Source organism: Actinophytocola sp. (assembly GCF_050699935.1).
Taxonomy (GTDB): Bacteria; Actinomycetota; Actinomycetes; order Mycobacteriales; family Pseudonocardiaceae; genus Actinophytocola.
Genome location: NZ_JBOHGB010000177.1, coordinates 1 through 13894, shown reverse-complemented (window position 1 = coordinate 13894; position 13894 = coordinate 1). Strand labels below are relative to the sequence as shown.

The following is a 13894-nucleotide window of genomic DNA, read 5'->3' as shown; positions in this document are numbered from 1 at the left end:
CCCGTGGCGGGCGACCGGCGCTCGTGTCGTCGTTGCTAGTTCTCGTCCGGCTTCGCGTGGTCCGCGACGCCCGGGTTGGGGTCCCGGTCGAGGTCGATCAACGGATGGCGGTCCGCCCCGTCCGGCGCCGAATGACGCCCCTGGGCCGTCTCCTCCACCGATTTCCCCCGTTCCTCCCGGTCAGCATGCATGACGTCCTCCTCGTCTCCCACGTCAGCTGATCGTCCCGGCAGTATTCCTCACGACCGATCGCTCAACCCCGCAGAGTGAGCCGAACCACCTGCGGATCGTGGTCGCTCGCCTGGTCGGCGAACTCCGAGTTCACGTGCACGATGTCGTAGTCGGGCACCATCGTGTCGGAGATCAGCACGTGGTCCAGCGCCTGCGAGTTGCCCTCGAACACGTAGCTGTACCGCGCCTCGGCGGGCAGCACGTTCATCAGGTCCACCAGGCGGTCGTCGCTGGTCAGCTCGGCCAGGGCCGGCGAGAACTGGAAGTCGTTCAGGTCGCCCAGCACCACGATGTCGGCCTTCCGGTCGATCCGCTGGATCTGCTCGACGAAGTCGCCGACCTCCGCCGCCTGGGTGATCCGCTGCGTCTCGCTGCCGCGCGTCGGCGGCTGGAAGCGGCCGTACATCGGCTGGTCGCCGCCCTTGGAGTTGAAGTGGTTGGCCACCACGAACACCGTGCGGCCACGGAAGACGAACTCGCCGGCCAGCGACTTGCGGCTCTCGGCCCACGCCTCGCTCGTCGGGTCGATCCGGCCTGGCGACACCGACAGCGCCGGCTTGTGCTCGCCGGTCACCGTGACGGGCGTGGTCGCGTCACCGCCCGGGCGGTCCACAAAGGACACTCGGTCCGGGTTGAACAGGAACGCAACCCGGATGTTGCCGCCGGGAACGCCGCCGTCCTGGTCGTCCGCCGGGTCGATCTGGCGCCACTCGTAGCGCGGGCCGCCGGCCGCGACGATCGCGTCGACGAACCGCTGCAGCGTCGCGTCCGCGGCCACGACCGCGTCGTTCGTCGTGCCGTTGTTGTCCTGGATCTCCTCCAGGGACACGATGTCCGGGCTCGCGAGCGCGGACGTCATGCCCTGCGCGAGCCGGTCGAACTTCGCCTGGTCGTCGTTCGGCGAGAGGTTCTCGACGTTGTAGGTGGCGACGGCGAGCTCGCCCGGCTTCTGCGGGCGGGTCCGCTCGGGCTCCAGGCCGCCGTCGACGAGTTCACCGATCGCGGTGGCCTGGATGTTGTAGCCGCCGAACTGGTCGTAGTCGACCGGTCCGGAGGTCTCGCCCGCGAGCGTGTCGTTCACGTTCGCCTGCGGGAAGGGTTGCTCCGAGAACGGGATCAGCGACTCGACCTTGAGGCGACCGGTGTTGGAGTCCTCGTAACCGGTATAGACGGTGCCGCCGTTCTCGGACGGGTTCTGCTCCGGCTTGGTGGTGACGACGACCTCGTTGAACTCGGTGCTCGGCCCGACGACGCGGGCGTCGTCCACGCCGACCAGCATGCCCTCGCGCGACTCCCAGTAGTCGATGGCGAACTCGGCCGGCCGCAGGGGCAGCGCCTCGACGGAATCGCCGCCGGCGTCGGGCGCCATCGCGACCGGGACCGTGTCCGGACCGACGACCTCGGCCGCGGGGAGCGCGTTCCCGCCGGACTGGATGGTCCAGGTGGCGTTGGTGAGCTCGGTGGTCGACTGCTGGACGGACTCCTCGGGCGCGGCGTCGGGGTAGAACTCGTCGACCGTCCCGGACACGGCGACGGAGTCGCCGACCGCGACGTCCGGAGTGGTCGACCCGGTGAAGACCAGGATGCCCTCGCTGGTGGCCGGGTCGCCGTCCGGGTCCGGGTCCTGCATCCAGAACCCCCGCGCGGAGCCGAACGCGCGGACGGCGGTCACCACGCCCGATACGTCCGCGACCTGTTGACCGTCGAGTTCGGACAGTCGAGTCGTGCCCTGAATGTCGTGGATACGCGTGTCGCTCGCGGCCGCGCTGGCCGGTATCACCACTCCGACCGCTAACGCGGCCACACCGAGCAACACCACGCCTTGCCGTTGCCTTTTCCGCACCGTGCTGGCCTTCCCTCTCGCCCTCAACCCCCTTGTGGGGGACACCGCATGATGCCCCGATCGGGTGAACGAGAGAAGACAACGGGCAACACTCTGCACAGATGCACACGCCCCGGCCGCCCAACGGCCCGACGAAACCGGTCCGGTATCGTCTCCGGCGGTAGCGTGTCCGAGCGGCCGAAGGAGCGCGCCTCGAAAGCGCGTGAGGGTTCACGCCCTCCGTGGGTTCAAATCCCACCGCTACCGCCATCTGCCAGCGAAGACACCGGTCACTCAGGAACTCGTGACCGGTGTCTTCTGCTGTGTTGCCGCGATTCCGGTGACGCCGGCGTGCGGTCGAGCTGCCCGGCCTCCTGGTGTCGAATTGGGCGGTCGCCGTTCTGACGACTACTGGGAAAAGGGGAAGGACAGCCGTGTTCACCGAGGAGGAGATCGCCTACCTGCGCGCACAGTCGCTCGCGCGCCTGGCCACGGTCGGGCCGGGTGAGCAGCCCGACGTCGTGCCGGTCACGTTCGAGTTCGACGGGGACGGGTTCTGGGTCGGCGGCGTCGGGGAGAGCGTGCTGGGCACCCGGAAGTTCCGCAACGTGCTGGCCGGCCGCACCAAGGTGGCCCTCGTCGTCGACGACCTGGTGTCCCTCGAGCCGTTCGTCGCTCGCGCGGTCCGGGTCGACGGCGTGGCCGCGCCGCCCGTCGAGCGGGTGGGCCTGGTCGGGCCGGGCCGCTACGCGCGCATCACCCCGACCGTCTCCTGGAGCTGGAACATGGCCGGCGAGCCCGTCGGCGACGCCTGGTACGAGCCCCGCAAGGCGGTCCACGGCTGAGTCAGCGGTGCGAGGCGAAGAACTCGTCGAGCAGCGCAGAGCACTCGTCGGCCAGGACGCCCGGCACGACCTCCGGTCGGTGGGTCAGCCGGCGGTCGCGCACGACGTCCCACAGCGAGCCGACCGCGCCCGTCCGCGGCTCCCACGCGCCGAACACCACGCGCGCGATCCGGGCCAGCACCAGCGCGCCGGCGCACATCGTGCACGGCTCGACGGTCACCGCGAGCGTGCAGCCGGTCAGGCGCCAGCCGTCCCCGAGGTGCACCGCCGCCTCGCGCAGTGCCAGCAGCTCGGCGTGCGCGGTCGGGTCACCCAGCGCCTCACGGGCGTTGCACGCGCTGGCCAGCTCCGTGCCGTCCGGGCCGATGACGACCGCGCCGATCGGGACGTCCTCGCTCGCGCTCGCCCGTCGCGCGGCCACGATCGCCGCGCGCATCAACGTCTCGTCGGCGGCGGTGCTCACTGCGGGATGGAGTCCAGCAGCTTGTTGAACTCGTCGGCGAACCCGCAGCGCTGCGCGACCATCTGCAGCTGCTCGTCCGGGTACAGGTCGACCTCGCCGACGATCACCTGCATCTCGGCGGCCGGCAGGCCGATGTCGGCGAGGATGTCCAGCGCGCCCTCCGGCCACACCTCGTCGTCGTCCTCGGACGGCGGCTCCACGCGCAGCAGGTCGAGCGCGTCCGCCGCGATGTCGTAGTCCAGTGCCGCGGCCGCGTCGGACAGCAGCAGCGAGATGCCCCGCGGCGAGGGTCGCAGCAGCAGGAAGAACTGGTCGTCGACACCGAGCAGCCCGATGATCGCGCCGGTCGAACGCACCTTGCGCAGCGCGGTGATCGCGGCGTCGAGCTCGCTCAGCACCGAGGAGTCCATCGCGGTGCACCGCCACTTGCCGTCCTCGCGGACGCAGGCGATCGCGAAGCCTGGCACGGCCTCCTCGTCGGACATGGTGACACGGTATTCCTGTTGCCCGTTCGCAGGAAGAAGCGGGGGACCGGGTGTCGCGCCAGCATCACTACGCGCGGTAAGGACCCTTCACCCACGGTCCCCGGGTGACATCATCAGCTCATGACTCCTGCCGATCATGCCGCGACCCTGACCGACGACCCCAGGTTCACCGGGCTTCTGGAGGCCGCCCGCGCGCTGCAACCGCGCACGGTCGCGCTGCGCCGGCAGCTGCACAAGCACCCTGAGCTGGGGCTGCGCCTGCCCCGGTCGCAGGCCGCGGTGCTGCACGCGCTGGAGGGGCTGGGCGTCCAGGTCACCAAGGGTGAGCAGGCCGACTCGGTGGTCGCGGTGCTCTCGGGTGAGCGGCCCGGGCCGACCGTGCTGCTGCGCGCGGACATGGACGCGCTGCCGATGCCCGAGGACAGCGGGCTCGCGTTCGCGTCGGAGGAGCCCGGCGCGATGCACGCGTGCGGGCACGACACGCACACCGCGATGCTCGTGTCCGCCGCGCGGCTGCTGCACTCGCGGCGGGACGCGCTGAGCGGTCGGGTGATCTTCATGTTCCAGCCCGGCGAGGAGGGCCACCACGGCGCCCGGTTCATGATCGAGGAGGGCGTGCTCGACGCGGGCGGGCGGCCGGTCGAGCGGGCGCTGGCCCTGCACATCACGGCGACCGCGACCTCCGGCGTGGTCACCTGCCGGCCCGGTCCGATCATGGCGAGCGCCGACGCGTGGACGGCCACGGTCACCGGCCGCGGCGGGCACGGCGCGATGCCGTACCACGCGGTCGACCCGGTGCCCGCGGCGGCCGCCATGGTCGGCGCGCTGCAGACGATGGTGACCCGGCGGTTCAGCGTGTTCGACCCGGCGGTGCTGACCGTCGGGCGGATCACCGCGGGTACGACGTCGAACGTGATCCCGGAGACCGCCGAGCTCGAGGGTACGGTGCGGACGATGTCGGACACCGTGCGCCAGCAGGTGCTCGAGGAGATCCCGAAGGTGTGCCAGCACATCGCGGCGGCGCACGGCTGCACGACGTCGTTCGCGGTCAAGACCGGCTACCCGGCCACACGCAACGACGCCGAGGCGGCGGCGCGGGTGCTCGAGCTCGCCTCGTCGGTGCTCGGCCCGCGGTTCGCCCCGCTGATGGCCGACCCGCTGATGGCGGCCGAGGACTTCTCGTACGTGCTGCAGAAGGTGCCGGGCACACTCGCGTTCCTGGGCGCGTGCCCGCCGGGGGTCGAGCCGGACAAGGCGCCGCCGAACCACTCGAACCGGGTGCACTTCGACGAGTCCGCGTTCGCCCACGGCGTGGCGATGTACGCCGCGTTCGCCCTGGACGCGCTGCGCTGACGGGAAGGATGATCACGTGCGAGCGGTGTGCGTTGTCGGCCTGGGGCTGATCGGCGGTTCGGTGCTGCGCGCGGCGGTCCGCGCCGGCCGGCCGGCATGGGGTGTCACGTCGTCCACTTCGGACGCCGCGGCGGCGCTCGACGCGGGCTTCGCCGTCATGTCCACTGTGGACGATGCGGTGTCGCGGGCGGCCGCGCAGGACGCGCTGGTCGTCGTCGCGGCACCGCTGCCGGCGGTGGGCGACGTGCTGCGCACGGTCGCCGCCGTGGCGCCGGACTGCTGGCTGACCGACGTGGTGAGCGTGAAGCAGCCGGTGGCGGACCTGGTCGCGCGGATCGTGCCGACCGCGCGGTACGCGGGTGGCCACCCGATGGCGGGGCGGTCGGTGTCCGGCTGGCCGGCGGGCTCGGAGTCGCTGTTCGACGCCGCGCCGTGGGTGGTGGTGGCCGACGAGGAGACGGACCCGGCGGCGTGGCGGGAGGCGGCCGCGCTCGGGCTGGACTGCGGTGCGCACGTGGTGCCGACGACGGCGAGCGAGCACGACGCGGCGGTGGCGCGGGTGTCGCACCTGCCGCACGTGCTGGCCGCGGTCCTGGCGGCGACGGGCGCGGGTGGCGGTCCGCTGTCGCTGTCGCTCGCGGCGGGCTCGTTCACGGACGGGACGCGGGTGGCGGGCACGCGTTCGGACCTGGTGCTGGCGATGTGCGAGGGAAACCGCGGTCCGCTGCTGGACGCGGTGGACGACGCGCTGGGCCGGCTGGGCGCCGCCCGCGGCGCGCTGGCGTCGACGGGCGGCCTGGCGGCGACGGTGCGCGCGGGCAACTCGGCACGGGCGGAGTTGATGGCGCTGCGCGCGGACGGCCGGGAGGAGATCCGGATCGACCTGACGGACCCGGAGGCCTTCGACGACCTGCGCTCGCTGGGCGCGGGTGGCGGCCGGGTGCTCCGCTTCGAGGACGAGGTGGCGATCTGCGACCTACCGGGCTGACGGGCCTGCCGCGGTCGCGGACCTTCCCGCGTGCCTTTCCCGCGCACGCGCGCGGGAAGAACGCAAGAAACGAAAGCCCCACCCTGTCCCGGGGGCCACCCTCACATGCCAGTCTACCGGGAGGCGCTGACGAAAACGGCTGGGTGGGCGAGGGTGTGGATGGTTGTGCGGGTTGTGGACAACTAGACGCGGGAGGCGATGCCCGGGTAGTCGATCACCAGGCCGTCGCGGTCCACGGTGAGGTCGGCGGTGAAGTCGGGGACCGTGTAGTTGATGACCGCGCCGTCGTCGTCGATCGAGACGGTGCGGTACGTCTGGCGCACGAGGCGAACCGACAGGTCCGGCATCGACACGTACAGCACCGGCAGCTCGTGCGTGGACGGCCGGCGGTGCAGGCCCAGGCGGCGGACGGGCAGCGCCGTGAACGTCACCAGGCCGGCCACGTCCACGTCCGCGGCGCCCTCGAACTCGTTGCGGGCCGCGCCCTGGCCGTGGTCGACCAGCCAGACGCCGTCCTCCGTGCGGCCGACCGAGATCTGGCGCTCCTCCTCCGCCGTGCTCGTGCGCAGCAGGCCCTTGCCGACATTCCCGGTGCGCGCGACGGAGAACTCGAACGACGCGCTGAACGCCTCCGCGGTCGGGCTCGCGGCCGCGACGACCCGGCCGGCGGCACGCAGCCGGCCGTCCGAGACCAGCAGGCGCACCGACTCCAGACGTGGCGAGGCGACCCCCTGCCACGTCATCATGATCGGCTTGCGACTCGCGTTGCTCACTCGGTGGGCTCCGGCGCCGGGCGGTCCGGGATCGCGTTGTTCGTCAGGTCATCGACATCGATGCCCATGAACGCCTCCTTCGACGGACACCGGGTGGCCACACTCAACCTACTACGGCCAAAAGTGGCCCTCCCCCGGGCGATTCCGGGTGAGGGCCACCTTCGGGCATCTCAGCGTCGGTCAGTGCGCGTCGGTCACGCGCCCCGGCGCCGGCGCAGGAACAGCAGCGAGCCGACGCCCGCGGCGACCAGCACGACACCGATCACGACCGGCGCCAGGATCGACGCGCCGGTCGACGCCAGGCCACCGGTGTTCTTCGGCTGCGGCGCCGGCGGGGCCTCGGTCGTCGTGGTCGTGGGCGGCGGGGTCGTGCTCTCGGTGCTCGACGGCGGCGAGGTGGGCGGCGGGCCCGCGACCCAGTTGCCGCTCGCCGTCACGGACAGCTCGCTCTCCTCGGCCTTCGCGACGATCAGCGACTGGGTCTTGTGGTCCTCGCCGTAGTTCTCGCCCACGAACAACCGGCCCGTGTCGACCTTCGCCGACGCGCTGAGCTCGAAGTTGCCCTCGCCCTCGGCGGCGTCCGCCGGCACGTCGAGGAACAGCTGCGTGCCGTTCTTGATCTTGCTGGCGTCCAGCTCGACGCCGTCCAGGTCGGTGATCTCGACGCCCTCGGGCAGGTTCGCGGTGAGCTCGTCGATCGAGCCGGTGGTACTCACGGTGAACGGGCCGATGCGCTCGCCGGCCTTGCCGGACAGCTCGGTCGGGCTGACCTCCAGTGCCGGGATCGGCTGGTCGCCGATGCCGACGTTCTTCTTGCCGGTCAGGTAGTCGTAGAGGGCGAGCACGTCCTTCGCCGCGTCCTCGTCACCACGCGGCAGCGGCCGCTCGCGGTTCAGGTCGGTGTCGTCGGAGAAGTGCCACACGGCGGCCTGCGTGCCGGCGATGGCCTCCTTCTCGGACAGCCCGTCGTCCAGCGTCGCGCCCTCCTCGGCCAGCGTGGCTGCGAGGTCGTCGGTGCTCTTGACCGGGAAGGCGTTGTGCAGGACCCAGTTGATCTTGTCCCGCTTTGCGTGGAACGGCGAGTTCGGGTTCGGGAACTCGTCCCACGGCTGCTCGACCATCGGGTGCTCGCGGTCGATGTTGGTGTGGATCTCGACGCAGTACATGCCGAGCTTGGTCCCGTCGGTGAGCCGGAACCCGATCAGGCTGGTGTCGAGGTTGCGCAGCTCGCCGTCGCCGACGTTGACGTGGTAACCCCCGGTGCCGCCGTCGACGACTCCGGTCGCCGGGTCGGCGGCCGCCGGGATGGCGGTCGCCATCATCAGCGCCGCGACGCCCGTGACGCCCGCTCCCGCGCGGACGAACGAAGATCTCTTGGACATGACTCTCCTTGCCCCATGTGCCCCGAAAAGTGTTGGTATCCCTGAAAAGCGTGATGACCGGCTTCCCCCTGTCTGGATGACAGGTGAGCCGATCAGCGGAGCGGAACGATACTCAGAGCAGTAACGGAGCCACGACAGGGGGTGCACATCGGGTGTCGACGCCGCGTATGTGTGACCGCAGTAGCACATCGTTACGCGCATGAATCGCCGCGGTGGCGGCTCGCGCGGGCTATCGTCCTGCGTGTGACCGGATGGCAGGGCAACGAGGGTGGCCAGGGCGGGTGGAACCAGCCGCCCTACACCCCGCAGGGCGGCGATCCGTACCGGCCCGACCCGTACGGGTACGACCCGGGAGCGCCGGGCACGACCCCGTACGGCCCGAGCGGCGGCACGAACCCTTACCCGACGGGCTCCTTCCCGGCACCGGGCGGCTACGACCCGTACCCGCCGGATCAGTACGGCCAGTACGACCCGTACCAGCCGGGCGGTTTCCCCTCCCCCGACTTCGGTTCGCCGCCACCGCCGCGGCGCTCCAAGACGCCCATGATCCTCGGCGTGCTGGCGATCGTGATCATCGTCGGCGCGGTCGTCGCCATCGTGCTGGTCAACCGGAACAGCGACAACCCGACCGCGGGCCCGTCGGAGACCAGCGAGCGGCAGACGCCGCGGTCGAACGACCCGACCCCGTCGGAGCCGACGTCCTCCGGTGCGCCGGGCGGCCGGGAGGACTGGCAGACCGTGGACAACGCGTCCGACTCCGGCCTGACCTACCAGGTGCCGCCGGACTGGAACGTGTCCGACACACCGCGGCCGAGCGGGCTGGACGTCGACTTCACCGGCACCGCCGAGCACGGCATCTACGACTGCGACGGTGCGACCTACATCCGCAGCTTCGCGGCGAGCGGCGACGTGCAGAGCAGGGAAGGCGCCGACCTAGACCTCGAGAAGACGGTCACCGACTTCGCGAAGTCGTTCGGCACCAGCTACTTCAAGGACACGGCGAAGGTCGACGTCGGCACGCCGGAGGAGACCGAGGTCGGCGGCGCGCAGGCGGTCAGGCTCACCGCGCCGGTCACCCCGCAGGTGAGCGTGCCCAAATGCGAGGCGGCCAAGGGCGAGGTCGCGATCGTCGGCGTGCTGCTCGAGGAGGAGGGCAAGCCGGCGGGCGTCGCGATGCTCGTCGTGGTCAGCGACGTGGAGGGCGGCCCGGACGACCCGAAGCCGCTCCCCAGCGAGGTCGCTCAGGACATCCTCGACTCCGCCAGCGTCGGCTGACCCGCGTCAGGGCAGCCGGGCGCGCACGACCTCGTCCAGCACCGCCAGCGGGAGTGGGCCGTTGCCGAGGACCACGTCGTGGAAGCCGCGGATGTCGAACCGCTCGCCGAGCCGGGACTCGGCCTCCGCGCGCATCCGCTGGATCTCCAGCCGGCCGACCATGTAGGACAGCGCCTGCCCGGGGTAGGCGATGTACCGGTCGATCTCGTTGCCGATCTCCAGGTCCGACATCGGGGTGTTGTCCCGCAGGAACGCGACCGCCCGCTCCCGGCTCCAGCCCTTGGCGTGCATGCCGGTGTCGACCACCAGCCGGCCGGCGCGCATGGAGTCCATCGCGAGCATGCCGAGACGGTCCACATCGGACGAATACAGGCCCATCTCGTCGGCCAGCCGCTCGGTGTAGAGGCCCCAGCCCTCCGCGTACGCGTTGGGCGTGATCACCCGGCGGAACATCGGCAGGTGCGTGAGCTCCTGGGCCAGCGCGATCTGGAAGTGGTGGCCGGGCACCGCCTCGTGGAACGCGGTCACCTCGGACACGAACCGGTCCCGCTCCCGCGCGCGGTGCGTGTTGGCGAAGTAGGTGCCGGGCCGCGAGCCGTCCATCGACGGCCACACGTAGTACGCCGCTGCCGCGCCCGGCGCGTCGGCCGCGGGCACCGGCTCGACCTCGCACCGCGAGCCGGGGAGCCGGCCGAACCAGCCGGGCGCGGCGGCCTCGGCTCGCGCCACCGCCGTGCGGGCGGCGTCGAGCAGCTCCTCCGCGTCGCGCCAGCGCATCGCCGGGTCGCTGGTCATCTTCTGGAAGATCTCCGCCTGGTCCTTGGTGGCGAACACCCGCGAGCCGATCTCCGCGTACTCCTCGGCGAGCCCCGCGATCACGTCCAGGCCCGTCTGGTGCAGCTCGTCGGGCGTGCGGTCGGTCGTCGTGTGCACGCGCACGAGGCCGGTGTAGAGCTCGTCGCCGCCCGGCAGCCAGCACAGGCCGGCGTGCTCGGTGTCGCGGCCGCGCTCGAGCAGCTCGTCGCGCAACATGTCCCGGTAGCGCGCGAAGGCCGGGCGGACGACCTCGGCGAGCACCCGGGTCCGCTCCTCGTCGAACGCCGGGTCGTCGAACGCCGGCCGGACCAGCGCGTCCTCTTCCGCGTCGAGGTAGCGGTCGACGTGGTCGGCGGCCGCGCGGACCAGGTGCGCCACCGGCACCCGGCCGGCCGCGACCCCGCCCCGGTGTCGCTCGGCCACGATCTCCAGGAAGGCGGGCACGGCACGCAGCCGCGCGAGGTACGAGCGGGCGCCCGCCGCGTCGTTGAGTGTGATCATCGGCAGCATCGCGAGCAGCTCGGCGGCCGGGCCGACGAACATGGGCGAGATCGTGTACTCGACGGTGCGCGTGTCGATCTCGGTGACCACCTGGCGGGCGTGGTGCGCGACCGCGGCCCTGGTCACCGTGTCGTCCGCGGACAGCGTTGCCGGGTCGACCGCGTCGACGCGGGCCGCGATGTCCAGCGCGGTGGCGCGGATCGACTGCTGGGCCTGCTCCGACCGGTCGCTCAGGGTGTCGTCGTGGCCGGGCACGCCGAGGATGGTGGCCATGACGGGGTCGGCGGCGAAGGAGAGCTCGAGCAGCTCGTCGGCCAACTGGTGCACGGGGTTCGAGGTCGTCGTCACGCCGACACGGTACCCAGCCCCGACGACCTAGCCGCCGGGTTCCTCGGTGTGCGAACGCTGGTACTCCCGCCAACGCCCCATGAGCGTGGGCAGCTCGTCGCGCAGGAAGTCGAAGAACTGCCGGCTCTGGTCGAGCCGCCAGCCCGCCTTCGTGTGCGGGCCGAGGATCTTCGCGCCCTCGGTCATCACCGTCGACCACTGCTCGAGCACCTTGTCCCGGTGGGCGAACGCCTCGTACCAGAGGTCGTCGGTGACCTCGTAGTGGTCGCGGCGCTCCCCGGGGTCGCGGGCGCGGACGACGAGCCCCACCTGCGTCAGGTACCGCACGGCGCCGGAGACCGCGGCGGGGCTGACGTTCAGCGACTGCGCGAGCTCGCCCGCGGTCCGCTTCCCCTCCTCGGCGACCAGCAACGAGCCGAACACCCGCGCGGGCATCCTCGGTATCCCCGACTCGACCAGGTGCAGCGCGAACCGTTCGACGAACCGGGCCAGTTCCCCGGCGTCGGCCGGGCTGTCGTCAGGGCCGTTCGTCACGTTGCGAATCCTCCATTCCGGCCGGGTGATCCCGACAGATTTTTATACGTTTCCTTAACTTCACAACTTTGTGAAGCAACTGTACGTTCGAAGGTATGACGACCGCAATCTCCGTGTCGGGCCTGGTCAAGACCTTCGGCCAGACACGCGCGCTGGACGGACTGGACCTGACGGTGCGCACCGGCGAGGTGCACGGGTTCCTGGGCCCGAACGGCTCGGGGAAGTCGACGACCATCCGCGTCCTGCTCGGCCTGCTGCGGGCCGACGCCGGCCAGGTTCGGCTCTTGGGCGGTGACCCGTGGACCGACGCCACCGACCTGCACCGCCGGCTCGCCTACGTGCCCGGCGACGTCTCGCTGTGGCCGACCCTGTCGGGAGGCGAGGTGATCGACCTGCTCGGCCGGCTGCGCGGGGGCCTGGACCCGAAGCGCCGCAAGGACCTGCTCGAGCGCTTCGACCTCGACCCGACGAAGAAGGGCCGCACGTACTCCAAGGGCAACCGGCAGAAAGTCGCCCTGGTCGCCGCGCTCGCGTCCGACGTGGAGCTGCTGCTGCTGGACGAGCCGAGCTCCGGGCTGGACCCGTTGATGGAGGCGGTGTTCCAGGACTGCGTCAACGAGGAGCGCGAGCGCGGCCGCACGGTGCTGCTGTCGAGCCACATCCTCGCCGAGGTCGAGAGCCTCTGCGATCGGGTGAGCATCATTCGGCTGGGCCGCACGGTGGAGACCGGCACGCTCGCCGAGCTGCGCCACCTGACCCGCACGTCGATCTCCGCGGAGCTCGCCGGCAGGCCCGACGGGCTGGCCGACCACCCCGGGGTGCACGACCTCGAGGTCAACGGCAACCGCGTGCGGTTCGACGTGGACACCCAGGAGCTCGACGCCGTGCTGCGGCGGCTGACCGACGCCGGCGTGCGCGGCCTGACGAGCCAGCCGCCGACTCTCGAGGAGCTGTTCCTGCGGCACTACGAGTCCGACCACGACTCCACCCCCGGCGGCGTGGCGCCCGGGCACGGCCGGCACGCGGCGGTGACGCCATGACACCCCCTGTGTCGACCTCAAGATCGAATCAGGCCGAGCGCCTCGCAGCCGCACCTCAGGGGAGCGTGACGCAAGCCAGCCACCTTCACGTGCCCAAACAGAACCCTCCGTTCCCCAACGCAACCACAACCTCGAAATCCGGGGAGGCGGAACAACCATGACCACCGCGACCCTGCCCGCGAAGCGGCCGGTCCGCGCCGCGACCCGCCCGCGGGACGGCTTGGCCGGCACGGGTGCGCTGCTGCGCCTGGCGCTGCGCCGGGACCGGATCGTCGCGTCGGTGTGGATCCTGCTGTTCGTGGTGATGGCCGCCAGTTCGGCGTCGGCGTCGCAGAGCCTGTTCACCACCGTCGAGTCGCGGATGCGCGCCGCGGCGGCGGTGAACGACACGCCCGCCACGCTCGCGCTGTACGGCCGGGTGTTCGACCCGACCTCGCTCGGCGCGGTGTCGATGTTCAAGCTCGGCGCGATGGGGGCCGCGCTGGTCGCGCTGGTCGCGATCTTCATGGTCGTCCGGCACACGCGGTCCGAGGAGGAGTCGGGCCGGCTCGAGATGATCGGCGCGACGGTCGTCGGGCGGTACGCGGCGTTGACCGCGGCCCTGCTGCTGGCGGTCGGCACGACGCTCGTGCTGGCGGTGCTGACCGCGCTGAGCCTGGTCGGGGCGGGCCTGCCGGCGAGCGGCGCGGTCGCGTTCGGGCTGTCGTGGGCCGGTGCGGGCATCGCGTTCGCGGCGGTCGGCGCGGTCACGGCGCAGGTCACCGAGAGCGCGCGGACCGCGAACGGGCTCGGGGCCGCCGTGCTCGCCGCCGCCTACCTCCTGCGCGCTGCCGGCGACGCGACCGGGGTGGACACCTCGACGTGGCTGTCGTGGCTCTCGCCGATCGGCTGGGCGCAGCAGGTCCGCCCGTTCGCCGGCGACCGGTGGTGGGTGCTCGCCTACCTCGCGGTGTTCGCCGTGCTGGTGTCTCTGGCGGCCTACGCCCTGGTGGCGCGCCGCGACCATGGCGCGGGGCTGCTCGCGCAGCGGCCGGGCCG

13 protein-coding genes, 1 tRNA gene and 1 pseudogene are annotated in these 13894 nt (G+C 71.9%); 7 read left to right on the top strand and 8 right to left on the bottom strand.

The features are described from left to right. Nucleotides 1-35: 35 nt before the first annotated feature. Together ACRDTB_RS33605 and ACRDTB_RS33600 are read right to left on the bottom strand one after the other, a co-directional pair. Entirely contained in the window at nucleotides 36-191 is a 156-nt protein-coding gene (locus ACRDTB_RS33605) for a hypothetical protein (protein WP_431436245.1), read from the bottom strand. 62 nt (nucleotides 192-253) lie between these two features. Next, nucleotides 254-2035 carry an endonuclease/exonuclease/phosphatase family protein gene (locus ACRDTB_RS33600; RefSeq protein ID WP_431436244.1) on the bottom strand — a complete coding sequence of 594 codons (1782 nt, stop codon included), beginning with the start codon at nucleotides 2033-2035 and terminating at the stop codon, nucleotides 254-256. Nucleotides 2036-2233: 198 nt separating this feature from the next. On the opposite strand from ACRDTB_RS33600, the gene ACRDTB_RS33595 reads away from it, so the two are divergent. Together ACRDTB_RS33595 and ACRDTB_RS33590 are read left to right on the top strand one after the other, a co-directional pair. Beyond that, nucleotides 2234-2323, top strand: a tRNA-Ser gene (locus ACRDTB_RS33595). Nucleotides 2324-2487: 164 nt separating this feature from the next. After that, complete coding sequence (locus tag ACRDTB_RS33590; protein WP_431436243.1) at nucleotides 2488-2898, top strand: PPOX class F420-dependent oxidoreductase; 411 nt, start codon at nucleotides 2488-2490, stop codon at nucleotides 2896-2898. A gap of 1 nt (nucleotide 2899) precedes the next feature. Here ACRDTB_RS33590 and ACRDTB_RS33585 read toward each other — a convergent pair whose 3' ends face one another. Together ACRDTB_RS33585 and ACRDTB_RS33580 are read right to left on the bottom strand one after the other, a co-directional pair. After that, complete coding sequence (locus ACRDTB_RS33585) at nucleotides 2900-3361, bottom strand: nucleoside deaminase (RefSeq protein ID WP_431436242.1); 462 nt, start codon at nucleotides 3359-3361, stop codon at nucleotides 2900-2902. Then, nucleotides 3358-3846, bottom strand: coding sequence for a tRNA adenosine deaminase-associated protein (locus tag ACRDTB_RS33580; RefSeq protein WP_431436241.1), 489 nt, complete (start codon nucleotides 3844-3846; stop codon nucleotides 3358-3360). The genes ACRDTB_RS33585 and ACRDTB_RS33580 overlap by 4 nt, the downstream gene beginning before the upstream one ends. Before the next feature lie 120 nt (nucleotides 3847-3966). Here ACRDTB_RS33580 and ACRDTB_RS33575 point away from each other — a divergent pair, with 120 nt between their 5' ends. Together ACRDTB_RS33575 and ACRDTB_RS33570 are read left to right on the top strand one after the other, a co-directional pair. Beyond that, nucleotides 3967-5199 (top strand): M20 metallopeptidase family protein, encoded by a 1233-nt coding sequence (locus ACRDTB_RS33575; RefSeq protein ID WP_431436240.1) that lies wholly within the window; start codon nucleotides 3967-3969, stop codon nucleotides 5197-5199. Between the two features lie 16 nt (nucleotides 5200-5215). Next, nucleotides 5216-6187: a prephenate dehydrogenase gene (locus tag ACRDTB_RS33570; protein ID WP_431436239.1), complete on the top strand. Its 972-nt coding sequence runs from the start codon at nucleotides 5216-5218 to the stop codon at nucleotides 6185-6187. A 182-nt stretch (nucleotides 6188-6369) separates the two neighbouring features. Here the strand turns inward: ACRDTB_RS33570 and ACRDTB_RS33565 are convergent, their stop codons facing one another. Together ACRDTB_RS33565 and ACRDTB_RS33560 are read right to left on the bottom strand one after the other, a co-directional pair. After that, nucleotides 6370-6960 carry a putative glycolipid-binding domain-containing protein gene (locus ACRDTB_RS33565; RefSeq protein ID WP_431436238.1) on the bottom strand — a complete coding sequence of 197 codons (591 nt, stop codon included), beginning with the start codon at nucleotides 6958-6960 and terminating at the stop codon, nucleotides 6370-6372. A gap of 194 nt (nucleotides 6961-7154) precedes the next feature. Beyond that, complete coding sequence (locus ACRDTB_RS33560; RefSeq protein ID WP_431436237.1) at nucleotides 7155-8342, bottom strand: thioester domain-containing protein; 1188 nt, start codon at nucleotides 8340-8342, stop codon at nucleotides 7155-7157. Nucleotides 8343-8585: 243 nt separating this feature from the next. Here ACRDTB_RS33560 and ACRDTB_RS33555 point away from each other — a divergent pair, with 243 nt between their 5' ends. Next, complete coding sequence (locus ACRDTB_RS33555; protein WP_431436236.1) at nucleotides 8586-9617, top strand: hypothetical protein; 1032 nt, start codon at nucleotides 8586-8588, stop codon at nucleotides 9615-9617. A gap of 6 nt (nucleotides 9618-9623) precedes the next feature. Here ACRDTB_RS33555 and ACRDTB_RS33550 read toward each other — a convergent pair whose 3' ends face one another. Next, on the bottom strand, nucleotides 9624-11207 hold the full coding sequence (locus ACRDTB_RS33550; RefSeq protein ID WP_431436246.1) for a DUF885 domain-containing protein: 1584 nt from the start codon (nucleotides 11205-11207) through the stop codon (nucleotides 9624-9626). A gap of 102 nt (nucleotides 11208-11309) precedes the next feature. Beyond that, nucleotides 11310-11816, bottom strand: a complete 507-nt coding sequence (locus ACRDTB_RS33545; RefSeq protein ID WP_431436235.1) for a GbsR/MarR family transcriptional regulator — start codon at nucleotides 11814-11816, stop codon at nucleotides 11310-11312. Between the two features lie 95 nt (nucleotides 11817-11911). Here ACRDTB_RS33545 and ACRDTB_RS33540 point away from each other — a divergent pair, with 95 nt between their 5' ends. Together ACRDTB_RS33540 and ACRDTB_RS33535 are read left to right on the top strand one after the other, a co-directional pair. Then, nucleotides 11912-12856 (top strand): ABC transporter ATP-binding protein, encoded by a 945-nt coding sequence (locus ACRDTB_RS33540; protein ID WP_431436234.1) that lies wholly within the window; start codon nucleotides 11912-11914, stop codon nucleotides 12854-12856. Nucleotides 12857-13013: 157 nt separating this feature from the next. Beyond that, nucleotides 13014-13894 (top strand): annotated as a pseudogene (locus ACRDTB_RS33535) (ABC transporter permease); the annotation flags it as partial.

Excerpts from the sequence above, each read along its gene's own strand:
- ACRDTB_RS33580 (WP_431436241.1), bottom strand. The coding sequence starts at position 3,846 with ATGTCCGACGAGGAGGCCGTGCCAGGCTTCGCGATCGCCTGCGTCCGC.
- ACRDTB_RS33560 (WP_431436237.1), bottom strand. The coding sequence starts at position 8,342 with ATGTCCAAGAGATCTTCGTTCGTCCGCGCGGGAGCGGGCGTCACGGGC.
- ACRDTB_RS33550 (WP_431436246.1), bottom strand. The coding sequence starts at position 11,207 with ATGGCCACCATCCTCGGCGTGCCCGGCCACGACGACACCCTGAGCGAC.
- ACRDTB_RS33575 (WP_431436240.1), top strand. The coding sequence starts at position 3,967 with ATGACTCCTGCCGATCATGCCGCGACCCTGACCGACGACCCCAGGTTC.
- ACRDTB_RS33540 (WP_431436234.1), top strand. The coding sequence starts at position 11,912 with ATGACGACCGCAATCTCCGTGTCGGGCCTGGTCAAGACCTTCGGCCAG.
- ACRDTB_RS33605 (WP_431436245.1), bottom strand. The coding sequence starts at position 191 with ATGCATGCTGACCGGGAGGAACGGGGGAAATCGGTGGAGGAGACGGCC.